We start from the raw sequence: 23,516 nt of genomic DNA, 5'->3' as shown, positions 1-23,516 counted from the left end.
AATAAGGGAATGGAGGTGTTACAATGGATTTTGCAAATTTTAGTTTTCACGCAATACAAGACCCGACCGGCATCATGGTAGGGAGCCGTTATGAATTTTTGGTGGATGTTGAAGTTGATGAAGATGACGAGCTTTACACGGCTGGCGGCCTTGAGCTGCGTGTGATCTTAGCAGTTGACGACAATGGCGCTCGAATCGCGCATTATAATTTTGTGGATAAACTTTCCAAAGAAATTTTGGAATTCGGACTTGAAGAAGACGAAGAGCAAGAAGTCCTCGCGTTCTGCCAGGAAAAACTATAAAAAAACACAATAAAAAGCCCCCCGGCCAATTTGGCCGGGGGGCTTGATCATTAGATTTTCACGTCAATTTTTGCATCTTTTTTCAATTCATCAATGCGTTTCGCAACAGCTTCCTGAGATTTTTCCTGTTCAAGCGACTGGCGGATCATTGGCTCCATTTCTTCGAAAGGCGGAGCTTCCTCTTCTGATGTCGATTTGAATTGGTCGTAAGCCGCTGTCAATTCCTCATCCGTGATTTCTTCGGTTTTCAATTCTTTGGCAACATATGCTTCATACGTAATCTGTTCGCTGAGCTGCTTTTCAATGTCTTCGAGCGTATAACCGCTTTCTTTAAGTGCCTTATTCATGGCATCTTCGCTTTCAAACTGTCCCTTAAGCTCTTCAAGGCGTTCTTTTACTACAGCATCATCTGCTTTATGCCCTTTATCGGCGGCATCCTGCAAAATCAGTTTATTGCCAACAATGACATCGATCGCTTGGTCTTTCACCATTGTGGCATTTTCTTCTTCTTTCATGTCTGTGCCTTGCGTGGCCATTGAAGTTTCTAATTGGCGCGCCACGCTATTATAGACATTGCCCAATACTTCTTCGTCGTTAACTACAACCACTACATCTTCTTCGGCCGGCAGTTCAAGCTCTGTCTTCTGCTCAGCAGCAGCCTGTTCTTCTGTGGCTTTTGCTGTATCTTCTTTCGGTGCAGTTTCTTCATTATCTGAACATGCGCCAAGCACGGCTGCTAGCAGCAGGGGCGCAAATACGAATTTCATTTTCTTGATCATATTAGGAAAAACTCCTCTTCACTTTGTCTCGTTACAGTTAACCATATTTAACAGCAGGTTACAAATAGTTCGGTACTGCCGCCAAGAGGAACGGCCAATTCTGTATAATGGAAGCAGCGCTAGAAAACAGTTGATTGGGGATAGTGAATTGAGTAGATACTTCACCCGTGCCACCGCTTTATTGGTTTTTCTGGTGCTCATTTGGGGCTTCAGCTGGTCGATTTACAAAATGGCGCTCGACTACACCCCGCCGATTTTATTTGCTGGAGCACGCTCGTTTTTAGGCGGGCTGCTTTTGGCTATTGTCTTGCTGCCTGCATGGAAACGCATAAGGTGGCGGGAAAATTGGCCGGCATATTGCATTTCAGCATTGTTCAATGCGGTGCTCTTCTACGGATTGCAAACCGCAGGGCTGGAATACTTGCCAGGTGGACTATTTTCGGTCGTGGTCTACTGCCAGCCAGTCCTGATTGGTGTTTTTGCTTGGCTGTGGCTGGGCGAAAACATGACCATTTTGAAATTCTCGGGACTTCTGGTCGGCTTTTTCGGCATATTGGCAATTAGCGCGGACAGCTTAACAGGCGCCATTTCAGTGGTCGGCATAATCATGGCGCTGTCGGCGGCGCTCAGTTGGGCGCTGGGCGTCATATATGTGAAAAAGGTGGGCAAACGGGTTGATTCGATGTGGATGGTGTCAATGCAATTTCTGATTGGCGGTGCAGTGCTGCTCGCTGTAGGAAGCTTTTTTGAGGAGGGTTCTGATATCATCTGGAACCTGCCTTATTTCATCGGCCTTGGGTTCGGTGCGACATTGGGAGTGCCGATTGCCTTTGTCATCTATTTTCACTTGATGAATAATGGCGAGGCCAGCAAAGTAGCGGCCTTCACATTTTTGGTGCCGCTTATTGCCGTGCTGGCTGGTGCTGTGTTTATGGATGAAGAAGTTACCAATACACTGGCATTGGGGCTTTGTTTAATCATTCTCAGCATCTACTTGGTCAATAAGCGCCCCCGCAGGCAAGGGCTGCCGTAGCCTGCTGAATGGAATGCAGGTAATTTCAGGTGCCGCAAATGCCCAATGACTGGTATAGTTATAATTGTATTTAAATAAACATTCAAACAATGGAAACCATCATCGGGAGGCGCTCATATGGAAATCAGAAAAAACATCTTACCGCGTAAAACTTTGGATACAATCCAGCCTTATTCACCGGGTAAACCAATTTGGGAAGTACAGAAAGAATTGGGCTTGGACCGCGTCATCAAATTGGCATCAAATGAAAATCCGCTAGGCCCATCTCCGAAGGCAGTAGAAGCCATCAAAAAGAGTTTGGCGGAATTGAACCGCTACCCCGATGCTGATGCAACGGCTTTAAAAACAGCCATCGCCGAGCAATACGGTGTAACAACGTCGCAAATCATCCCGACAAACGGTGCGGACGAATTGATCACGCTCGTTTCGGAAGCATTCTTGGAACAAGGGGACGAAATCATCGTGCCGTCGCCTTCATTCAGTGAATACGATTTCGGCGCGCACATCATGGGGGCAAAAGTGGTGCCGGTGCCATTCGCGGAGAACTTTGAGTTTGACGTTGATGCCATTTTGGCTGCCGTTACGAATAAAACCAAAATCATTTATATCTGTACGCCGAACAATCCGACTGGCACAATCATGGCCAAAGCGGATATTGAAAAAGTGCTCGACGCAGTGAATGATATCTTAGTTGTTATTGATGGGGCTTACAGCCACTTTGCTGATGTGCCGGAATACACAGAAGGCGTTGAATTCGCCAAAGCCGGCTACCCAGTCATCGTACTGCAGACTTTCTCGAAAATTTACGGCATTGCGGGACTGCGCGTGGGCTTCGGCATCGCGCCGGAAGAAATCATCCAATCGGTCCTGAAAGTGAAAGAGCCGTTTAACGTCAATGCTTTAGCGCAAACAGCCGCTACAGCTGCAATTACGGATACGGAACACGTGAACGCGTCCCGTGAAGCTAATAAAGCAGGGCGCGAGCTCTTTTATAAAACGTTTAAAGAACTGGGTCTGAAGTATACGGAAAGCGAAGCGAACTTCGTTTTGGTGGAAGTCGGCCCGAACGGCGAGGAAATATATAAAGCCCTCATGGCGCAAGGTGTCATTGTCCGCTACGGCAAAACGTGGGGCTTGCCTGAATTTATCCGTGTTTCGGTCGGTACACCGGAAGAAAACAGATTCTTCATTGAAGTATTGAATGGCTTATTGGCCAAACAGGCATAAAATAGCGGCGCTGAATCCCTTTTGGATTCAGCGCTTTTTTTATGCCTGGCGTCGGTCCATTTTGTTTATCAGCAGCCGAAACCGGGAAAATTTATAGGATAAAGCAAGTTATGGAGGATGGCTGACATGCGATACGATTGTGTAATAATTGGAGGCGGGCCCGCAGGCTTAAACGCCGCTTTGGTGCTTGGAAGATCGAGGAGGAAGACATTGATTTTCGATGACAATCACGGCCGCAACCTGGTGACCCGGGCGTCCCATGGATTTATCACCCGGGACGGCATCCAGCCATCGGAATTTAAACAGCTGGCATATGAAGAAATAGCCAAATATGATTGTGTCGAGCTAAAGAAAGACCGGATTGCCGATATCGAACATGTGACAGACACCCATTATGTATTGACGTCAGCAAAAGGGGAAGTCTATCACAGCATCAAAGTTCTGCTCGCAACGGGGCTGAAAGAAGAGCTGCCCAATATACCCGATATTGAAAATTATTATGGCACCAGCTTGTTCAGTTGCCCTTATTGCGACGGCTGGGAGCTTCGGGACGGGCCTCTTGCGGTCATAGCGGATAGGAATGTATTTGAATTGGCGAAGAAAGTCTTTACGTGGAGCAAGGATTTGGTGGTTTTCACGGATGGGGTAGGGCGGCTGGAATTGGAAGACCGCGATAAGCTGGAAGCAAAAGGGATCCTTGTATACGAAGAAGCCATCAACGGCCTTGAAGGGGAAGATGGACAGTTGCGCAGCGTCCGCCTTGAAGACGGCACCTTAATTGACCGAAGCGGCGGATTTGTCACGCCGCACTGGAGCCATGCAACTCCTTTTGCCAAAAAGCTCGGCTGCAGATTGAATGCCCACGGCGGCATTCTGACGGACGGTTATGGCCGTACCAACGTTTGGAACGTCTATTCCGCGGGTGATGCGTCATTGATTGTCCCGTCACAGCTCATCATTGCGGCAGGGGAAGGAAGCGCCGCAGCAATCGGTATAAATGGAGATCTGACAAATGAATACTTCGACACCGATTTCCCTGAAGAAGACGATGAGTAATCCAGTTTGCCGGCCCGACTTGATTGCGCATTGCGTAAAGGGTGCGATAAACTTTATAAAAAGAGCAACCGGGGAGGCGGCTTAGCATGTCTCAAGCAGGGGTATTGTCATCGATCGTTTACATCGATACGGAACGATTCATCGAAGCTGGCGAAATGCGAATTGTCCAGAATGAATACAGTCTTCAATTATTTGAAGATGAAGTGGTCGCTTCAGCATCCGTTTTCAAGTTGCTGAACGTCTGGGATGTTTCTTATAAATCGTTTTCGCAAGATGCCAATTTGCTGTATCTGCATACGCATAGAGGGGTCATTACTTATAGGGTTCATGAAGATCCGGATCATTTCATAAAAACCTTTAAAAAATTGAAGAACAGTTATTATTGAAGCCTGAAGAAATTTTGGGCTTTTTGTTTTGGCTCAATATTTTACTGCTAAAAACACAAATTTGTGTTAAAATTCAGAAAATAGTATCGGAAAATGAGATGGAGGAGACAAGGCATGGAGAACATCATTGAAACGGCTGACCAATGGATTGAACGGGTGAATGCCAAAGATGTCGCCGGCGTATTGGCGGTTTCCGACCACAATATAGAAATGATCGGCCCAGCAGGCAGCGTAGTCGGGCATGATACGCTTAAGCAATGGGTGGAAAACTCTCACATCCACTTGGCGACCCAAAACCGTTACGCAAAAAAGGACAAAGTAATTTATGAGCAGGTAGGCACGTGGGATGACAAACGGGGAGAAGTGGTCATCTATACCTATATGGAGGTAAAAAACAATAAAGTATGCGAAATAGCGCGCTACGATACACTTGATGATGCTTTTGGCAGCAGTGGCTTAAGCGAGGAAGATAAAATTTGAAAATCCCTCGCCTGAAAGAAATCAGGCGAGGGATTTTTTTCTTCAGTTTCGGCTTTCGGCAAGGATGGACTCCAACTTATCCCAATGTTTGATGCGCGGCAACTCCACATGGCAGGTAAAAGATTAGTCCCACATGACTACGGTGAGTGATCAGCTAATTCACTAAGAAGAAAAAAGTTTTGTAGCTTTTTCATTGCGCTGAACCCAGGTGCAAGCTGTGGGAAAAGGGGTTGTTTATAAACTTTAAATTTTCTGAATAAGGGGGTTGATTTTGGAAGGGCTTTCATTTATACTTTCACTAAACCGATTTACTAAACCGGTTTAGTAGCGAGGTGAACTGGTGAAAAAAATAACGATGCAAGATGTGGCTGAAAAAGCCGGAGTCTCAAAGAGCACTGTGTCCCAGTATATAAATAACCGATTTGAGTTTATGGCAGCACCAACAAAATTGCGGGTCGAACAAGCTATTAAAGAGCTGGATTACATTCCGAATTATGCAGCAAAAAGTTTGAAACAGAAAAAGTCCGGCACAATCGGTGTTATTGTAGCAAATATTCTTCACACATTTTCTACTGAAATCATTCGAGCCATTGAAGATTTTTGCGAAAAAAGCGGCTTTCATTTATTTGTATGCAATGCAGATGATCAGCCAAAAAAAGAAAGAGCCTATATCGATATGCTAATAGCTAAGCAAGTCGATGGACTAATTATTTTTCCGACAAACGGCAACGACGATTTATACGAGCAGCTGAAAAAAGCGGGTTTTCCAATCGTTTTTGTGGACAGAAAGATCAACCAGCCAATTTTCCCGATGCTTCTCCTAGACAATGAAAGCGCTTCACAGATAGCGGTTTCGCAAATTGTAAAGAAAGGCTATAAAAAAATCGGCCTCGTTTCTACTTCGATTGCTAGTAAAGTGACGCCACGAGTGGAACGCATCAGTGGGTTTAAGAAAACGGTTAAAGAACTCGGCCTTATTCTTAGAGAGGATTGGATTATCGCTGAAGAGCGCAATCAAATTGGTGAAAAATTGCAAGAAGTATGGAATTCGAAAGACCGGCCGGAAGCCTTTTTTGCAACAAATGATTTGGCATTGATTGAACTGCTGAAATTTGTGAAAAAGAATCAGTTGTCGATTCCAGAAGATGTGGGCATTGTGACAATAGATGATTCACCGTTCTTGGAGATTGTTGCCACTCCGATAACTGTCATCAAACAGCCGACATTTGAAATCGGCAAGGATGCGGCAGAGACGCTTTTAAAGCTTATTGAGAGCAAAGTGTTTGAAAAGGAATATGAAGAACGGCGGTATTCTCCGATTTTAGTTGAAAGAGAATCCATTTAAAGCAAGTAAGGAGTGTAGCAAAGTGTCTAGTGAATTTGGAGTATTAACAATAGGAGATGCCATGATTACGATGAACCCCACATCAACCGGGCCATTGAGGTATGTCACTCATTTTGAACGGAAAGTCGGAGGGGCGGAACTGAATTTTGCAATCGGCTGTGCCCGGTTAGGCCTTAAGAGCAGATGGATCAGCCGCTTAGGCAAAGATGATTTCGGAAAAGTGATCTTCAATTTTGCACGCGGCGAGGGAGTGGATGTGACAGCGGTGGAATTTGTCGAAGGCATACCGACTTCGTTGAACTTTAAAGAAATCCATGAAGGCGGAGCCGGAAAGACGTATTACTACCGGGAGCCATCGCCAGTTACTGCCATTACACCTGAAGACATCACAGAAGAACTTTTTGAAGGCATACAGGCAGTCCACCTGACAGGCGTCTACTTGGCCATCAACAAGCAGCATCTTTCAGTAGCTAAAAAAGTGATTGAGATCGCTAAACGAAAAGGCATTCTGATAGCGTTCGACCCGAACATCCGTCTGAAACTCTGGAGCATTGAAGAAGCCCGTACCGCTTATGAAGTGATATTCCCGGATATCGATATCCTCCTGACAGGCCTTGATGAAATACAGATGATCTCCGGAAAAGAGTCGCTCGAAGACTTGGCACACTATAGCGAAATTTTTAACATAAAAGATTTAGTCATTAAAAATGGCGAGAATGGTTCCTTGCTTTACCGGGACGGCAATTGGATTACCGCTTCAGGATTTTCAGTCAATCCGGTGGACACAGTTGGAGCGGGAGACGGTTTTGATGCGGGCTACATTTATGGGGTTTTAAAAGGGTTGGATACAACAGCGCTGCTGCAATTCGCCAATGGGGTCGGAGCACTTGTGACGACGGTTTCCGGAGACAACGAAGGATTGCCTTATTTAGAGGATGTACAAAATTTTGTAGCCAATAAAAAAGCCGTCGAACGGTAAGGGAGGGCTTGGGCGATGAAAACACCTTTTACGGTTCTGGATGAAATGGAGCAAGTTCTGAAAGGGATCGATGCAACGCAATATGCTTCTTTGGTTCAATTGCTCTCGAGGGATTCCCGTTTTTTCATTTTCGGTGAAGGGCGTTCGGGATTGATCGGGAAAGCGATTGCGATGAGACTGATGCATTGCGGCAAAACCGTCTACGTTGTGGGTGAAACCATTACGCCATCGATTCAAAAAGAGGACGTGCTTCTGCTCATTTCAGGATCTGGCAGTTCCGCTCACCTGAACGGCCTTTGCCAAAGCGCATTGAAACAAGGCGCCCATATCGCACTGGTTACGGCAACTAAAATGAAAATGCAAGAGGATTGGTGCAGCAGTGGACTCTTAATACCTGCTGCCACCAAACAGCGGAGAGCAGAAGAACCTTCTACCATCCAACCCTTAGGCAATCAATTCGACCAAGCGGTCCATTTGGTACTCGATGCTGCAATCATCGACGGCCCTTATGCGGGCCTTGCAAATGACAATGTCATCAAGAACCACACAAACCTAGAGTAGGAGGGACAGAATGGCGACTGTAACGGTTCCCCATCAAGAAGTTGAAGAACTTATCCAAAGCAAATTAGTTTCTGCGGGCGTACAGCAAGCACACGCTGCTAAAATAGCTGAAGTTCTGATCCATGCCGATCTAAGAGGGGTCAATTCCCACGGAGCGCTCCGAACTGAGCATTACGTGAGCCGCCTACAAGCCGGGGGCATCAAGCCGGATCCGGCAATTTCGTTTAAAGCGACGGGCCCTGTCACTGGCGTAGTAGATGGGGATGACGGATTCGGCCACTTGGTAGGCGATGTCGCCATGGGGCATGCAATCGAAATGGCCAAGGAGAACGGAGTTGGCATGGTCACTGCGATGAACAGCAGCCATTGCGGAGCGCTCAGTTATTTTGTCCAGGAAGCGGCGCAGCATGGCCTGATCGGTATTGCCATGACACATACCGACAAAATCATGGTTCCTTTCGGCGGAAAAGAGGCGTTTCTCGGCACCAACCCGATCGCTTACGGCGTCCCGGCAAAAACCGAAAAGCCGTTCATCCTGGATATGGCAACATCGACTGTCGCTTTAGGCAAAATCTTGCAGCATAAAGAAGAAGGTAAAAGCATCCCCGAAGGATGGGGCGTCGATGAGACGGGGAAAGTGTGGCGGATCCTTCCAAAGTGATTTCCCTTTCGCCATTCGGCGGGCCCAAAGGCTATGGATTAGCCATGATTGTTGATATCTTCTCCGGCTTGCTGGCCGGTATGGCTTTCGGCCCTCACATCAACCAAATGTATGGGGATCTGGATAAAAAAAGAAAGCTGGGGCATTATTTCTGTGCCATCAACCCGTCCTTTTTCACTGACCCAGACCATTTTTTGGAGCAAATGGATCGAATGATGAAAGAAGTCCGGGAAGTTCCGGCGGCAGAAGGGTTTTCTGGAGTTCTGGTGCCTGGAGAAATCGAACAGAAGAACGAAGAACGGAATTTGGCCGAAGGCATCAGTATTGCTGCGACAACGTATGATTACTTGAAGGCTCCGGCTTCCAAGAAATGATAAAACAAAATATTACATTCAAAGGGGAGAATAACATGAAGAAAAAATGGTTAACAGGAATTTGCGCATCGGTTTTAGTTTTGGGTGCATGCAGTTCAGATAATGCAAGCGAAGGCGGAGGCGAATCAGCTTCAGGCGAAACAATTGAATGGAGATTTGGTCACTTGGCAGATGAAAACCACATCTGGCACAAAACTGCACAGAAATTCGAAGAACTAGTAGAAGAAAATTCCGATGGGCAGATGGAAATCACGATTTATCCGAACAACTCATTGGGCGGAGAAACAGATACGATCAACTCGATTCAAGCAGGAACTGCCGATATGGTAATTTCAGGTGAAACCTTGCAAAATTGGGCACCGAATGCGGCTTTGATGGCTGTGCCTTATGCATTCCGGGATCTTGAACACGTCCAAACTGTTGTAGAAGGTGAAATCGGAGAGCAGATCAAACAAGAAATCAGCGATGAAGCAGGCTTGACGGCGCTTTACTACCACACACGTGCGCCGCGGAACTTAACTTCAAGTGAACCGATCAAAACTCCAGAAGACTTAAAAGGATTCAGCATGCGGGTACCAAACGTTCCATTGTTCTTGGATGTTTGGCAAGCAGCAGGCGCGTCTCCGCAGGTAATGGACTTTAATGAAGTATTCACTGGCTTGCAGCAAGGGGTAATCGACGGACAGGAAAACCCAGTTGACTTGATCCAAAGCGGTGGATTGGCGGAAGTTCAGGATTACGTGAATCGCACAGAGCATGTATATTCATGGATTTACATTCTGGTGGGCAACGAGCAATACAATGCACTTTCTGATGACTTGAAACAAGTCGTACAAGATGCCGCTACAGAAGCGCAGGCTTTGGGCGAGGAATTGTATGAATCTGAAATTTCCACAATTGAGCAGGAATTGGTGGATGCAGGTATGGAGTTCGTAGATGTTGACCAAGATGCGTTCCGTGAAGCGATGACACCTGCGGTTGAATCTTCTTTAACACCTGAACAATTGGAGTTGTACGAACAGATCCTAGCTGCAGAATAACATGGGCATAAGGCACTTTTGGCCATCTGGCTAAATGTGCCTTTCCATTAGGGAAGGATGAATCGGATGTCGATGTTTCGAAAATTAATCGATGGAACGCTCGCTTTTTTAACAATAGCCAGCTTCGCGGGGGTCATCATAATTGTTACTGTTCAAATCATTTCGCGTTTCGCTCCATTTTCATTTATTTGGACAGAAGAGTTGACGCGTTATTTATTCCTATACGGCATTGCTTTTGGTGCACCGTTGGCTTTAATGCGAAACGAATTCATCAATGTGGATATGATTCTTAATAAAATGTCGGATAACTTTCGAAGGTATTATGAAGTGGCGATTTATTTAACGATTATCCTATTAAGCTTAATCATGGTGAAAGAGGGATACAGTTTCACGATGCTTGGGCAAAACCAGCGGTCGGCAACTATGCCATTCCAAATGTCGGTAATCCATGCATCGTTGCTAATTATGTCTGTATTTTTAGTGTTCTATGCAGTGTTAAAAATTATCGATCTGGTGAAAAACAAGCAAGATTACAGCCAGAACTACGGAGGCGATGATTACTAATGGCTACTCTGTTATTTGTATCGTTTATAGTACTTATCTTTTTAGGGGTTCCAGTTGCGTTTAGCTTGGGGCTTGCATCGTTGCTTTACCTTTTCCTTGCCGAAATTCCGCTCAATATCATACCACAACGAATGTTCGGCGGTTTGAATTCATTTGTTCTTCTTTGTATCCCAGGTTTCATCCTGGCGGGGAACTTGATGAATGCAGGCGGTATCACCGAACGCATCATTAAATTTGCCAACGATTTGTTTGGCCATATCCGCGGAGGATTAGGGCTCGCAAACGTCGGAGCTTCCATGGGTTTTGCAGGGATTTCAGGAACGGCTTTAGCTGATACAGCAAGCATCGGATCGATATTAATCCCAGCGATGAAAAAAGAAGGGTACGGCGCTGGGTTTTCCGCAGCGGTTACTGCTTCTTCATCTACTGTAGGACCGATTATCCCGCCTTCTTTGCCGATGATTATTGTCGGAACACTTGCTTCGTTATCAATTGGAGATTTGTTTTTGGCAGGAGCGGTCCCGGGAATTCTTCTAGGTCTTGGGCTAATGATTCCAACGTATATCATTTCCGTTAAACGGAACTATCCAAAAGGTGAACGCCAATCAGCAAAAGCGATTGGGAAAAGTTTCGTTGGCGCTTTTTGGGCACTTCTGATGACAGTCATCATCCTATACGGAATTTTAGGCGGCTTCTTTACGCCGACAGAAGCTTCCATTATTGCAGTGCTTTACGCTTTTGTCATCGGCATTTTCGTGTATAAAGAGCTGCCGATCAAAAAAATTCCGGAAATCATGCTGTCCTCGATGACAGCAACAGCTTCGATCATGCTTCTTGTTGGATTCGCGAATTTATTCGGCTGGATTATGGTGCGTGAACAAATTCCACAATTGGTGGCAGAATCCATCCTTGGCATTTCAACAAATGCTATTATCGTCATCTTGTTGATCAATTTGCTGTTATTGTTTGTCGGAACGTTCATGGAGACGATTGCAGCGCTTGTCATCTTGTTCCCGGTATTGCTTCCGGTGGCTTTGACAGTTGGCATGGATCCAATCCAATTCGGGGTTATGATGGTGTTGAACTTGGTCATCGGGCTTGTAACTCCGCCAGTCGGCGTTTGTCTCTTTGTCGCTTCGCAGATCGGAAAAGTTTCTATCGGGAAGACGGCGCGCGAGCTTGTTCCATTCATTGGTGTAAGTCTTATAGTCTTGATGCTGGTTGCCTTCGTACCACAAATTACATTGTTCTTACCAAGTCTATTTGAATAGGTGGTTATATGATGAAAGCAGTACAAGTACCAAAAGCGCATGAATTACGGATCATAGAACAGGAACGTCCCACGGTCCAGAAAGCTGACGACGTCTTAATAAAAATCAAACGTGTCGGAATTTGCGGCTCGGATATGCATATTTACCACGGCACCAATCCTTTGGCAACATACCCGCGCATCGTCGGCCATGAAGTGGCGGGCGAAGTAGCGGAAGTGGGCAGTGCAGTGAAAGGGCTTCAGCCGGGCGATCATGTAGTGGTCGAACCGATCAATTATTGCGGCGAGTGCTATGCTTGCCGTAAAGGCCGCCCGAATGTCTGTGAGAAACTGTCTGTCTTCGGGGTTCACGAAGACGGCGGTATGCGCGAATATGTAGTTTTACCGGAAAAACAGCTCCATGCGGTAAATAAAGACTTAAGTTGGGATGAAATCGTTTTAGCTGAACCCTATACAATCGGCGCGCAGGCTGTCTGGCGCGGAAATGTCGAAGCGGAGGATACTGTACTCATTCAAGGCTGTGGACCCATCGGCATTTGTATTTTAAAGCTGGCAAAAATTGCCGGAGCTAAAGTCTATATGACTGATTTGAGTGAAGAGCGTATGGCTTTCGCTAAAAAAAGCGGAGCGGACGAAGTAATCAACGCCGGTAAAGTGTCTGTAAAAGACCGCATATTGGAGCTGACGAATGGAGAAGGCCCGAATGTGGTCATTGATGCAGTAGGCATGCCGGCAACAGTGGAGTTAAGCATTGACTTGGTTTCCCCTGCAGGGTATGTAGTCGTTCTCGGTTTTGATGAACGGCCATCTTCTATTCCGCAATTGCCCATTACGAAAAAGGAAATCACGATTGTCGGTTCAAGGCTCCAAACAAACCAGTTTGGCAAAATAGTGGATTTGCTGAATAGTGGAGCGCTTCAATCCGATGGCCTCATTACTCACAAATTTGCGTTGGATGATGTGCAGGAAGCTTTCAGTTTCGTTGAAAACAATCCGGACAAAGTGCGTAAAGCATTAATTGTCTTTGAATGAGGAGCAGTGACATGATTCCGAAAATGGAGATTTATCAGCAATTGCTCGATTCGAAAGTAGTGGCAGTGATCCGCGGGAAAGATGCAGAAGAAGCGATTGCAGTTGCAACAGCTGCAGTTGCAGGAGGGTTGCGGGCGGTTGAATTGACCTACACCACGCCGAATGTCGCCAAAGTGTTCGAACAATTAAGCAATTCACAAGCGCTTGTCGGCGCCGGAACTGTTTTAGACGCCGAAACAGCACGCCATGCTTTATTGCACGGTGCGAAATTCGTCGTCAGCCCACACTTCGATGCGGATATTGCCGCCACATGCAACCGCTATAATGTACCGTACCTTCCGGGGTGCATGACCATCAAAGAGATGGTACAAGCTTCAGAAGCAGGTTGCGATATTTTGAAACTGTTCCCGGCCAACGGGTTTGAACCTTCGTTCATCGGCTCTGTCAACGGGCCATTGCCGAATGTGCGGATTATGCCGACTGGCGGCATCAATATCAACAATATGAATGCCTGGCTTGATGCTGGGGCGGTGGCTGTCGGAATCGGCAGCGATTTGACAAAAGCCTACCGTTCTTCCGGCAAAGAAGCAGTGGTTCAGTTGGTTAAAGACTATCTCGGAAAATTAGCATAAAAGGAGGATTTCTATGAATATGACGTTCCGCTGGTATGGACGCGGCAATGACAGTGTCCAATTAGAGCAGATCAAGCAAATTCCAGGAACCAAAGGGATTGTATGGGCACTCCACCATAAACCCGCTGGAGAAGTATGGAGCAAAGAAGAAATTCAATCCGAAATCGAGTACATCAAATCATTCGGCTTCCACGCAGATGTCGTCGAAAGCGTCAATGTGCATGAATCCATCAAACTCGGCGACGCTGAGAGAGACCGCTTTATCGAAAACTACAAAGAAACGATCCGCAATCTGGGAGAAGCGGGAGTGAAAGTCATCTGCTACAATTTCATGCCGATTTTCGACTGGACGCGTACATCTCTCTACCATCCGCTGCCTGACGGTTCGACAGCGTTGTTCTTGGAAAAGCAGAAGATCGAATCTTTAGATCCAGCCGAATTGATCGAAACGGTGGCTTCTGCCTCGGATCTGACATTGCCAGGCTGGGAACCGGAAAAAATGGCACGGATCCAGGAATTGTTTACTGCCTATGAAGGCGTGGATGAAGAAAAATTATGGGAAAATCTCGAGTATTTCCTAAAAGCGATACTGCCTACAGCAGAAGCAAGCGGGATTCAAATGGCGATCCATCCGGATGATCCACCATGGTCGATCTTCGGGCTGCCACGCATCATGACCGGCGAGAGGAGCTGGGAACGGCTGATTTCGATTTCGGATTCTCCGTCAAATGGGATTACGTTCTGCACGGGTTCTATGGGTGCAAACCCCGAGAACGACATGGTGGATTTGGCTTCGAAATTTGCGAAGCATTCGCCTTTTGCCCATCTGCGCAATGTGAAAATATTCGAAAACGGGGATTTCATCGAAACTTCCCACTATACACAAGACGGCTCGATCGACTTGAATGGCGTTGTCAAACAGCTGTCGGACCAGAACTACACTGGCTATGCACGACCTGACCATGGACGCCATATTTGGAACGAAGAATGCCGGCCGGGCTACGGGCTTTATGACCGTGCCCTAGGCATCATGTATTTGTTAGGGTTATGGGATGCACATCAATCAAAATAAAGGAGGACGCTATGTTTTCTTCTCATGAAAATCTCAACGGGCGAACAGCCGTCATTACAGGAGGCAGCGGAGTCTTGTGTTCTGAAATGGCGCGCCAGTTGGCAGCCCAAGGCGTAAAAGTCGCCGTCTTGAACCGGACGGCTGAAAAAGGGCAAGTTGTCGCTGAGGAAATCCGTGCCAGTGGCGGCGAAGCGATTGCTGTTGCTGCGGATGTGCTCGACCGCGCTTCTTTGGAGAAGGCGAAAGAACAGATTCTAGAAGCCTTCGGCCGCATAGACATCCTGATCAACGGCGCTGGTGGAAACCACCCAGATGCCATCACGGATATAGAAATACACGAGGAAGATGCACAAGGAAAGACGTTCTTCGATTTGCAGGAAGACGGTTTCTCCGGTGTATTTGCCAGCAACTTCACAGGCACTTTCCTCGCGAGCCAAGTATTCGGCAAGGAACTGCTGAAGCAGGAAGCTCCAGTGATTTTGAATATCTCTTCGATGAGTGCGTATTCACCGATGACAAAAGTTCCAGCTTACAGTGCAGCGAAATCAGCCATTAATAATTTCACGATGTGGATGGCTGTCCACTTTGCTGAGCAGAATCTCCGGGTCAATGCAATCGCGCCAGGATTTTTTCTGACATCGCAAAATAAGGATTTGCTGACGAATGCGGATGGCTCGCTGACTCCGCGTTCGGGGAAAATCATGAACAGTACACCAATGAAACGCTTCGGTAAACCAGTCGAGTTGGTGGGCACCATGCTCTGGCTCCTTGATGAAAATTACTCGGGATTCGTTACGGGCATTACGGTACCTGTAGATGGTGGATTTCTGGCGTATTCAGGAGTATAACAAAAAACCACATTCTTATGGATGTGGTTTTTTCTATAAGGAGGATAAAGATGAAAATCCAGCTTGCCCTGGACCGTTTGCCGAAAGAAGAATGTTTTCGGCTGGTCGGGGAAACTTATGAATTTGTTAATCTGATTGAAATTGGAACAGGGGTCATTAAAGAATATGGGCTGGACATTGTTCGGCAAATGAAGCACTTATATCCGGAGAAAGTGCTGCTTGCCGATATGAAAACCTGCGATGCAGGAAAAAGTGAAGCTATACAAGCATTCAGCGCCGGAGCGGATATTGTAACCGTCATGGGGTTTTCCGGTGACGCAACGGTCCGCGGCGCTTTGGAAGCGGCCAAACAGTACCGGAAAGCTGTCATGATCGATTTATTGGAAATTCAAGACCCTGCAAGAGTGAAGAAGCTAAGGGATTTGGGTGCCGACTTGTTTTGCGTCCACATCGGGAAAGACAGCCAGAAACAAGGGCGGGCTGCCGGAGCAGCGTCTTTGGGTCTGGTGTCCGACGTGCCTTTAGCCAGAATCGCTGTAGCCGGTGGATTGGACAAAAATGCTGTAAAGGAGCTACTCAGCAGTTCCGTTGAAATAGCGATCGTCGGCAGGGCCATCACTGGCAGCGAGAATCCGAGAGAAGCGGCTCGACTGATCCGGGAGATCGTTGATTCTGCAACATGACGTTGAGCCATTCAAAAAATAAGACCAGCCGGAAAATCTTCCGGCTGGTCTTATTGATTCTTGAACGCTTTACGATTTCGTTTTGCTTTCAATCAATTGTTCAAATTCATTCCACTCTTTAATGCGCGGATGTTCCAAGTGGCGATTATAAGACTGGTCCTTCATCACTACCGTCAGCGATTCGCGCGTTAAATGTTCAACAACCGCAGGCTTGTCGTCAAAATAATAATCGAGTTCAAGCTCTTCAATGATGTGCACTTTTTCAGCATCTTTCATTCCGCAGTAAAAACGGGCGTCTGCCACTGGAAAGCCCTGCTGTTTCATCCAAGCTTTTGTGCGTTCTGCATGTTTTCCAGGGCGGGCAGTCAAGTAAAAGATTTCATGCCCTTGGCGTTCCAGTTTTTGAAGCAGTTCAATCGCTCCCGGGTAAATCGGACATTCCGTATAATACAATTCCTCCAACACGCTATTCCACATATGATGCCCTTCTTCATCGGTCATACCGAAGAGGCTGTGGATTTCCACCCGATCCAGCTGATGGAAATGTGATGCCTGGACTTTCTGGCCAAGTTTTTCCTGGTAAATTCCGAAAGCGTACCCCCGTAAATTGATCAATGTATCATCTATGTCAAATCCGAATTTCATGATGTCTGCCCCTTTTTGACAGGATAGCCTGTAAACTTAAAGTCTTTCCCGATTTTAACAAATTCGCCGCGTTCTAATTCAACGGCGTCTTTCATCAAATCATGGCCCATGCCTTCGATGAAAGTAGGCGCCTGTTTGCCGCCGATTAGCTTCGGTGCAAAGTAGAAGACCGTCTTGTCCACTAAGCCCGCTTCAAGAAATGCCGCGTTGATTGTACCGCCGCCTTCAATAAACAATGAAGAAATGGATTTTTCGCCCAGAATGCGGACGACATCGCGGACGTCGACTTGTTTCACGCCGCTGGTTTCAAAGACGGAAATTCCAAGCTGTTCCAATGCTGCTTTTTTCTCAGAATCGACTTTTTGGGCACTGAAAATCCATGTCTCAGCAAGTCCGTCCGTAATGATTTTCGAGTCGAGGGAAATCCTCAGCGACGAATCCAGGACAATCCGGAGCGGGTTGCGGCCATCCGGTATGCGCGCCGTCAGTTCAGGATCATCTTCGACGACAGTTCCGACACCGACAAGGATCGCTTGGTTTTCGCTCCGAAGCTGATGGACATCCAGCCGAGCTTCTTCTGATGTGATCCATTTTGAATCGAGCGAGCGGGTAGCGATTTTGCCGTCTAAGGTCGAAGCAGCCTTTAATGTGACAAATGGCCTTTTTTCGGTGATGAAGAGATTGAAAACTTCATTCATCTGGCGCGCTTCTTCTTCGCATACACCGACGACTACTTTGATTCCTGCTTTTTCGAGTATCTCCACGCCGTTGCCTGAAACCAAAGGATTCGGGTCCAGCGTAGCAATCACGACTTTTTTCAAGCCGGCGTTTACGATTGCTTCCGCGCAAGGCCCGGTGCGGCCGTGATGTGAACAAGGTTCCAAGGTGACGTAGATGGTGCCGCCGTATGCGGCATCCCCGGCCATGCGAAGCGCATGAATTTCGGCATGCGGTTCACCCGCTTTCAGATGAGCGCCGATTCCGACAACCCGGCCGCCGTTGACGATGACCGATCCGACGAGCGGATTCGGTTCTGTCTGGCCTTTCATTGTCTTGGCATTGTTGATGGCAAGCGCCATGTAAAAATCATCTTGCGGCATGTGCCTCGTCCTCCAGTTCTTCCAAATGCCCGGAGCGGTTGATTTTTGTCTGCAGGTATTTCTCGTTGTATTCCGATTTGTCACCCCAAAGAGCCACTCTTCCAGCAATCGCCAGATCGGAATTTTCAAGCGCAGATACTTTTTTCGGGTTATTAGTCATCAAGGTAACAGCTTTCGTGCGCAATTGCTTTAATACGGCAATGGCGTCTTCGTAATTCCGGGAATCATCGACAAAGCCCAAGCTTTCATTCGCTTCGACTGTATCGTAGCCGTTCTCCTGCAGGACATACGCCATCGCCTTGCTGAACAGGCCGATGCCGCGCCCTTCGTGGTTAGCAAGGTAGAACAAGGCACCCGAACCGTGGTCGATGATTTGCTGCATCGATTGCTTCAGCTGGAAGCCGCAGTCACAGCGCTTACTGCCGAAAATATCGCCGGTGTGGCAAATCGAATGCATGCGTATTAGCGCCTCTTCGCTGTTTTTAAAATCGCCGTGGACAAGCACACTCGACTGTTGATATTCAGCCAAGTTCGAAGAAGATAATTTTTCAATGATACTGCCATAATCCTCTGTCACTTCATCGTGCTTTAGCCAGCTATACCACTGGAATTCCACGGTCGCTCCATTAAGGCTCACAGGCAGGCGGATCGGGCCTACCAAGTAAATCGCTTCGCCGTCCATTTTGATCAATTGGATTTTATCTTTTAATACCGAAAATACTGCCGGTTCAAGTTTCATCGCCGTCATCGGATTTCCCCCTTTACATACGTTTCTTTTCATCTAACGGTTATTATACTCTAACTACTTACTAAAAGTAAGTTATAAGTGTTGTTTTTATTCTATTTTTCTTCAAATGATAATTATTATCGTTAGTATTAAGAAGAAAGACAATTTAAATGATTAAAATTCTCATTTAACTTAATAAATTCTCATTAGCTTGGCAGAGAGGATTGGGGTGTGTTATATTATCTATATTAGAATGATTATAAATAAGGAAGAGGAGGAATTAATCATGTTACCAGCAAAATTGACTTTGGCTTTAAATGACCAATTCAATAACGAATTACAGGCGGCGCATGCATATACGGCCATGGCGGCTTATTTTTCGAAAAAAGGGTACCACGGATTCGCCAATTTCTATTTAGTTCAATCACAGGAAGAACATCAACATGCGATGAAATTTTACCATTATTTAACGGCGATGGATGAAAAGCCAGTCCTTCAAGCCTTGCATGAACCTAAAAACCATTTCGAAGACGCACTGGACGTATTGGAAAGTTCTCTTGCACAGGAAAAAGACGTTACCAGCAATATTTACGCGCTCGTCACCCTTGCTAATGAACTTCAAGAACACGCGTCTCTATCGTTTTTGGATTGGTTCATCGAAGAACAGATGGAGGAAGAAAAAACCTTCCGGGACATCATCATCCGCATGAAGCATATTGAAGAAGGCGGAGAGTATTTCCTGAAAATGGACGACGAATTTGCTGAACGGGAATTGTAAGCGCAGCGCGGCGGTACACATCAATTTGTGTGCCGCTTCATTTTGAAAAGGAAGTGATTTGCATGACAATCGACTACCAGCCGGCTGTCCATTTTAATCATGTCGGATTCAGCATTGGGGATTTCCACATTTTAAAAGAGATAACCGGATCATTTCCTGAAGGAAAAATAACGACGCTGGTTGGGCCTTCTGGCGCCGGAAAGACGACTTTGCTGAAACTATGCAATGGCCTGTTATCACCGGACGAAGGCGAACTGTACATTAAAGGTGAAGCGGTCAACCAGTACAATCCAGTAGATTTGCGGCGATTGGTAGGTATCGCGCTGCAAAGTGCGCCGATGGTCAGCGGCACTGTCTACGATAATTTGAGTTTGCCATTGGATTTGCAGAACCAGAAATTGCCCGTCGAGGAGGCGGAAGCGTTGCTGGAAGACGTCGGGCTGGCAAAAGATTTGCTGAACCGCAATGTGAAAGACTTATCGGGCGGACAACGCCAGAAAGTGTCGATTGCCAGAACACTTGTCAACAAACCCAAGGTGCTGCTGCTGGATGAAATCACTTCATCGCTGGACCGCACTTCATTGAAGGAAATAGAGGAATTGATCGTGAAAATAAATGATAAATACGGCACCACCATCATATGGATCACGCATAACCTGCAACAGGCACTCGAAATCGGAGATTACACATGGGTGATGATGGACGGCGAAGTCATTGAAACCGGAGAAAGCGAATTATTGAACGACCCGCATAATGAAAAAGTCAGACGTTTTGTGAAGGGGGAAGCGAGATGAGTTATTTCACGTTATCTTTAACGCTGATTTTTGTGCTGATCCCGCTGATCTTATCAAAAACCTTTAAATTGGGTTTGGAAAAAGATACGATGGTTGCCACAGTGCGTTCAATCATTCAATTGCTGGCCGTCGGCTATGTCTTGAAATTTGTCTTCGATTCTAGCAGCTTGATCTATGTTTTTCTGATGGTCACGCTAATGATCGTTGCAGCCACCCATAATGCACAGAAAAAAGGGGCTTCGATCCAAGGCATTACGCTGAAGGTTGCCGCTACGCTAGTGTTTGTGGAAGTGTTGACGCAAGGAATCCTTATCGGTTTTAATATTACCCCGCCTACGGCCCAGTACATTATCCCAATCAGCGGCATGGTCATCGGGAACTCGATGGTGCTGTCGATTCTCTTCCTTAACCGCTTTACGGCAGAAGTGGAATCGCATCAAGACCAGACAGAATTAATCCTGTCACTTGGCGGAACGCCGAAACAGGCGATCCACAGGCAGTTGATCCGATCGATCAAAGCCAGCATGATCCCGACGATTGAAAGCCAAAAGACTGTCGGGCTCGTCCAGCTGCCCGGAATGATGAGCGGGCAAATCATTGCAGGGGCAGATCCGATTCAAGCCGTCCAATTCCAGCTATTGATTATGTTCTTATTGTTGACGACCGCATCCGTGACAAGCATCATGCTTGGTTTCCTGTCTTATCCGACATTATTCAATAAACGAATGCAGATTTTAAAAAGCTGATCATACAAAGCCGAACAGACCATAGGCGTGCCCTTAAACTTGGGCATCGCCTATGGTCTGTTTTTTGTGCACATCAGTTTTTATTTGTTGGGGAAGGGTAGAACGTATCAATCTCAAATTTCCCAGAACCGGGAAGAGCTTCTATGAGCTGCGAGCCGAATAAGCGGGCTGGAGTCGAGCTGCCGGCAGGGAAGTTGCCGTTCAATAGGCGTACCGCCGTTTCCAAAGCGCCATAGACGGTCAGGTCATAAACATTCGCTACTTGGATGCGCACGGATTTCCGGATGCCTGCCGCATTGGATGCTTCGCCCCATATAAAAGCGGGCGAATTTTTGCGCAGCGTTTCGTCAGGGCCGCTGACGTTTTGTTCAACCCAAGCGCTGAGTTTTTGCTGCACCGGACCTGATGCGAGTACAGGGCGCAAGACGTTTGACAGGCGTGCGCCGAAAACGGCTGCCCGCGGCATCGGAATCCATGTCGAAATATCTGGGATTCCGGTTGTATAAAAGGCTGTGGCGACATCGCCCCAAGGAATCCCAATGGCAGACTTGGTGCCCCTTCCAAAGTCGATCCGGCGATGCTGGCTGCCAAGAGGCACAGCGGTAAGACGTCCGTTCCGGCGCACAGCGCTGCCAGAACCAAGGCCCCGGACGGCGGTTTTATAGGTGCCTGGAGATATGCCGGAATCCGAGTCGAAGCCCAGTGCCAGCTGCGTGGCGTCCGGCAGGATTTCTTTCAGTTTCAAAGCGGTGCAGTCTGTCGGGATGACATCGAAGCCAACCCCGGAACAAAGGATGACGCCAGCAGCAATGGCCCGTTCGTGTTGGGCATGTGTATGTTCAAAGACGGGGATTTCCCCGGTAATATCCAAGTAATGAGCGCCTGACGCCAGACAAGCTTCGATCATCGGTTTGCTCGTTTCGCTGAAAGGCCCTGCACAATGCAGCACGAGATCGATGTTCTGCAAATGTTCATGGGCACTGCCGTCCAAAGGGAAGGTTCGTGTTTCCAACTGGAATTGTGCAGCCAATGCTACCAGTTTTTCAGCATTGCGCCCAGCAATCACGGGATGCAGCCCCCGGCGCACCGCTTCCTGCACAATCAGCTCGCCTGTGTAGCCATATGCACCATAAATCAGCCATTTTCCATTCATTTTAAAACCCCCTCTTTCTTTAACTATTCTTTCCGAGGGGCTAAAAAACCTTTTTTGCAGCCTGTCTATGCAGCCTGCAAAAATACTGCAGAAATGTTTCCCGGGAAATAAAAAGGGGATTTCAAGGAAAAATAGAACAGAACTAAGAGCAAGAGAAAGTAGATTTAGAAGCAGCGGACAGGCGGACAGGTAGCAGCATTAGAATGAATGAAAAAGGAGGCGCTTTTATGCATGATATTCATTTGATCCCTTTTCGGGTGGAAGCAATCGTTTCAGCAGCCCCGCAAATTCCAGAAGGTGTGCGGATGATCCAAGCACCTGCGGTTTGGGAACAGGCCAAGCACGGCAAAGGTACGGTTGTAGCGATATTGGACACGGGATGCCAACCGGACCATCCCGATCTTCAGGGAAGGATCATCAGCGGCCGGAACTTCACTGCTGACTTTAATAGCGATGTTAATGACTTTTCTGATAATAATGGCCACGGAACCCACGTAGCAGGTACAGTTGCCGCATCCTTGAGCCCTAATGGAAAAATCGTGGGAGTTGCCCCGGAAACACAGCTGCTGATTCTTAAAGTGCTGAATGGTGAAGGGTCAGGGGATTACGCAGGCATCATCAGCGGCATCCATTATGCTATTGACTGGCGCGGACCGAATGGCGAAAAAACAACGGTCATTTCGATGTCGCTTGGTGGACCAGATAACGTCCCAGAACTTCACGATGCTGTGAAAAGAGCGGTCGACAATGGCATTCCAATTGTCTGTGCCGCTGGCAACGAAGGAGACGATAGCCACTCGACCGATGAATTCGCTTATCCCGGTGCCTATGGCGAAGTCATTCAAGTCGGGGCAGTCGACTTCAGCCGAAAAATAGCTCCTTTCAGCAATACGAACAACGAAATCGATATTGTTGCACCGGGCATCAACATCTACTCTGCTTATCCTGGCAGCCAATATGCGACATTATCAGGGACTTCGATGGCGACGCCCCATATTTCTGGCGCATTGGTCTTGATCAAGAACATTGCAGAAATGGAATTTGCGCGTGAGCTGACGGAAGCGGAATTATACGCTCAGCTCGTACGCCGCACAGTGCCGCTCGGCTATCCGAAGACAGCGGAAGGAAACGGCTTGCTGGCATTGGACATCCTGAGCAAATTTGAACAATTGTTCAAACTGTTCAATTCCTCGTTCGGCCAAGAAAACCAGCGCGAAAATTAAGGCGCAGCAAAAGCGTAAATTAGAGC

General features: G+C 47.1%; 26 protein-coding genes and 1 pseudogene. 22 read left to right on the top strand and 5 right to left on the bottom strand.

Annotated features, from left to right (window positions below):
• Window positions 1-23: 23 nt before the first annotated feature.
• Window positions 24-302, top strand: a complete 279-nt coding sequence (locus AC4EHJ_RS14265) for a DUF6509 family protein (RefSeq protein WP_490976294.1) — start codon at window positions 24-26, stop codon at window positions 300-302.
• Between the two features lie 50 nt (window positions 303-352).
• On the opposite strand, the gene AC4EHJ_RS14260 is transcribed toward AC4EHJ_RS14265, so the two are convergent.
• Window positions 353-1,081, bottom strand: a complete 729-nt coding sequence (locus AC4EHJ_RS14260; protein WP_490976293.1) for a SurA N-terminal domain-containing protein — start codon at window positions 1,079-1,081, stop codon at window positions 353-355.
• 148 nt (window positions 1,082-1,229) lie between these two features.
• Here AC4EHJ_RS14260 and AC4EHJ_RS14255 point away from each other — a divergent pair, with 148 nt between their 5' ends.
• The 17 genes and pseudogenes from AC4EHJ_RS14255 to hxlA all read left to right on the top strand — a co-directional run bounded on the left by AC4EHJ_RS14255 (window position 1,230) and on the right by hxlA (window position 16,324).
• A complete protein-coding gene (locus AC4EHJ_RS14255; protein ID WP_490976292.1) occupies window positions 1,230-2,114 on the top strand; it encodes a DMT family transporter in 885 nt (294 codons plus the stop codon).
• A gap of 117 nt (window positions 2,115-2,231) precedes the next feature.
• Window positions 2,232-3,341, top strand: a complete 1,110-nt coding sequence (gene hisC, locus AC4EHJ_RS14250) for a histidinol-phosphate transaminase (protein ID WP_490976291.1) — start codon at window positions 2,232-2,234, stop codon at window positions 3,339-3,341.
• Between the two features lie 117 nt (window positions 3,342-3,458).
• The gene (locus tag AC4EHJ_RS14245; protein ID WP_490976290.1) at window positions 3,459-4,397 is read left to right on the top strand and encodes an NAD(P)/FAD-dependent oxidoreductase; all 939 of its coding nucleotides are present in this window, start codon (window positions 3,459-3,461) and stop codon (window positions 4,395-4,397) included.
• A gap of 86 nt (window positions 4,398-4,483) precedes the next feature.
• Window positions 4,484-4,783 (top strand): hypothetical protein, encoded by a 300-nt coding sequence (locus AC4EHJ_RS14240; RefSeq protein WP_490976289.1) that lies wholly within the window; start codon window positions 4,484-4,486, stop codon window positions 4,781-4,783.
• Window positions 4,784-4,897: 114 nt separating this feature from the next.
• Window positions 4,898-5,263 (top strand): nuclear transport factor 2 family protein, encoded by a 366-nt coding sequence (locus tag AC4EHJ_RS14235; RefSeq protein WP_490976288.1) that lies wholly within the window; start codon window positions 4,898-4,900, stop codon window positions 5,261-5,263.
• Window positions 5,264-5,603: 340 nt separating this feature from the next.
• Complete coding sequence (locus tag AC4EHJ_RS14230; protein ID WP_490976287.1) at window positions 5,604-6,608, top strand: LacI family DNA-binding transcriptional regulator; 1,005 nt, start codon at window positions 5,604-5,606, stop codon at window positions 6,606-6,608.
• 22 nt (window positions 6,609-6,630) lie between these two features.
• The gene (locus AC4EHJ_RS14225) at window positions 6,631-7,587 is read left to right on the top strand and encodes a sugar kinase (protein WP_490976286.1); all 957 of its coding nucleotides are present in this window, start codon (window positions 6,631-6,633) and stop codon (window positions 7,585-7,587) included.
• Window positions 7,588-7,602: 15 nt separating this feature from the next.
• Window positions 7,603-8,148 (top strand): 6-phospho-3-hexuloisomerase, encoded by a 546-nt coding sequence (gene hxlB / locus AC4EHJ_RS14220; protein ID WP_490976285.1) that lies wholly within the window; start codon window positions 7,603-7,605, stop codon window positions 8,146-8,148.
• Between the two features lie 10 nt (window positions 8,149-8,158).
• Window positions 8,159-9,183, top strand: a pseudogene (gene allD, locus AC4EHJ_RS14215) (ureidoglycolate dehydrogenase).
• 35 nt (window positions 9,184-9,218) lie between these two features.
• The gene (locus AC4EHJ_RS14210) at window positions 9,219-10,223 is read left to right on the top strand and encodes a TRAP transporter substrate-binding protein (protein ID WP_490976284.1); all 1,005 of its coding nucleotides are present in this window, start codon (window positions 9,219-9,221) and stop codon (window positions 10,221-10,223) included.
• 66 nt (window positions 10,224-10,289) lie between these two features.
• Window positions 10,290-10,787 carry a TRAP transporter small permease gene (locus tag AC4EHJ_RS14205; RefSeq protein WP_490976283.1) on the top strand — a complete coding sequence of 166 codons (498 nt, stop codon included), beginning with the start codon at window positions 10,290-10,292 and terminating at the stop codon, window positions 10,785-10,787.
• On the top strand, window positions 10,787-12,058 hold the full coding sequence (locus AC4EHJ_RS14200; RefSeq protein ID WP_490976282.1) for a TRAP transporter large permease: 1,272 nt from the start codon (window positions 10,787-10,789) through the stop codon (window positions 12,056-12,058). The genes AC4EHJ_RS14205 and AC4EHJ_RS14200 overlap by 1 nt, the downstream gene beginning before the upstream one ends.
• 11 nt (window positions 12,059-12,069) lie before the next feature.
• The gene (locus tag AC4EHJ_RS14195; RefSeq protein WP_490976281.1) at window positions 12,070-13,089 is read left to right on the top strand and encodes a zinc-binding alcohol dehydrogenase family protein; all 1,020 of its coding nucleotides are present in this window, start codon (window positions 12,070-12,072) and stop codon (window positions 13,087-13,089) included.
• An 11-nt stretch (window positions 13,090-13,100) separates the two neighbouring features.
• Window positions 13,101-13,721, top strand: a complete 621-nt coding sequence (locus AC4EHJ_RS14190; RefSeq protein ID WP_490976280.1) for a bifunctional 2-keto-4-hydroxyglutarate aldolase/2-keto-3-deoxy-6-phosphogluconate aldolase — start codon at window positions 13,101-13,103, stop codon at window positions 13,719-13,721.
• Between the two features lie 13 nt (window positions 13,722-13,734).
• Window positions 13,735-14,793 carry a mannonate dehydratase gene (gene uxuA, locus AC4EHJ_RS14185; protein WP_490976279.1) on the top strand — a complete coding sequence of 353 codons (1,059 nt, stop codon included), beginning with the start codon at window positions 13,735-13,737 and terminating at the stop codon, window positions 14,791-14,793.
• An 11-nt stretch (window positions 14,794-14,804) separates the two neighbouring features.
• Window positions 14,805-15,641, top strand: a complete 837-nt coding sequence (locus AC4EHJ_RS14180) for an SDR family oxidoreductase (RefSeq protein WP_490976278.1) — start codon at window positions 14,805-14,807, stop codon at window positions 15,639-15,641.
• A 50-nt stretch (window positions 15,642-15,691) separates the two neighbouring features.
• Window positions 15,692-16,324, top strand: a complete 633-nt coding sequence (gene hxlA, locus AC4EHJ_RS14175; RefSeq protein ID WP_490976277.1) for a 3-hexulose-6-phosphate synthase — start codon at window positions 15,692-15,694, stop codon at window positions 16,322-16,324.
• 69 nt (window positions 16,325-16,393) lie between these two features.
• Here the strand turns inward: hxlA and AC4EHJ_RS14170 are convergent, their stop codons facing one another.
• The 3 genes from AC4EHJ_RS14170 to AC4EHJ_RS14160 are packed head-to-tail and all read right to left on the bottom strand — an operon-like array spanning window position 16,394 to window position 18,817.
• On the bottom strand, window positions 16,394-16,969 hold the full coding sequence (locus AC4EHJ_RS14170) for a 5' nucleotidase, NT5C type (RefSeq protein WP_490976276.1): 576 nt from the start codon (window positions 16,967-16,969) through the stop codon (window positions 16,394-16,396).
• Entirely contained in the window at window positions 16,966-18,069 is a 1,104-nt protein-coding gene (gene ribD / locus AC4EHJ_RS14165; RefSeq protein ID WP_490976275.1) for a bifunctional diaminohydroxyphosphoribosylaminopyrimidine deaminase/5-amino-6-(5-phosphoribosylamino)uracil reductase RibD, read from the bottom strand. The genes AC4EHJ_RS14170 and ribD overlap by 4 nt, the downstream gene beginning before the upstream one ends.
• Window positions 18,056-18,817 (bottom strand): GTP cyclohydrolase II, encoded by a 762-nt coding sequence (locus tag AC4EHJ_RS14160; RefSeq protein ID WP_490976274.1) that lies wholly within the window; start codon window positions 18,815-18,817, stop codon window positions 18,056-18,058. Before AC4EHJ_RS14160 ends, ribD begins: the two co-directional genes overlap by 14 nt.
• 265 nt (window positions 18,818-19,082) lie before the next feature.
• Here AC4EHJ_RS14160 and AC4EHJ_RS14155 point away from each other — a divergent pair, with 265 nt between their 5' ends.
• From AC4EHJ_RS14155 to AC4EHJ_RS14145, 3 genes are all read left to right on the top strand, one after another.
• The gene (locus tag AC4EHJ_RS14155; protein WP_490976273.1) at window positions 19,083-19,574 is read left to right on the top strand and encodes a ferritin; all 492 of its coding nucleotides are present in this window, start codon (window positions 19,083-19,085) and stop codon (window positions 19,572-19,574) included.
• Window positions 19,575-19,636: 62 nt separating this feature from the next.
• On the top strand, window positions 19,637-20,368 hold the full coding sequence (locus AC4EHJ_RS14150; protein ID WP_490976272.1) for an ABC transporter ATP-binding protein: 732 nt from the start codon (window positions 19,637-19,639) through the stop codon (window positions 20,366-20,368).
• The gene (locus AC4EHJ_RS14145) at window positions 20,365-21,114 is read left to right on the top strand and encodes an ABC transporter permease (protein WP_490976271.1); all 750 of its coding nucleotides are present in this window, start codon (window positions 20,365-20,367) and stop codon (window positions 21,112-21,114) included. The genes AC4EHJ_RS14150 and AC4EHJ_RS14145 overlap by 4 nt, the downstream gene beginning before the upstream one ends.
• A gap of 73 nt (window positions 21,115-21,187) precedes the next feature.
• Here AC4EHJ_RS14145 and AC4EHJ_RS14140 read toward each other — a convergent pair whose 3' ends face one another.
• Window positions 21,188-22,267 (bottom strand): saccharopine dehydrogenase family protein, encoded by a 1,080-nt coding sequence (locus AC4EHJ_RS14140; protein WP_490976270.1) that lies wholly within the window; start codon window positions 22,265-22,267, stop codon window positions 21,188-21,190.
• 227 nt (window positions 22,268-22,494) lie between these two features.
• On the opposite strand from AC4EHJ_RS14140, the gene AC4EHJ_RS14135 reads away from it, so the two are divergent.
• Window positions 22,495-23,490, top strand: a complete 996-nt coding sequence (locus tag AC4EHJ_RS14135; protein ID WP_490976269.1) for a S8 family peptidase — start codon at window positions 22,495-22,497, stop codon at window positions 23,488-23,490.
• The last annotated feature ends 26 nt before the right edge of the window (window positions 23,491-23,516 follow it).

The organism is Planococcus sp. TJ-301, assembly GCF_058268475.1.
This window is presented reverse-complemented; position numbering and strand designations above follow the sequence as displayed.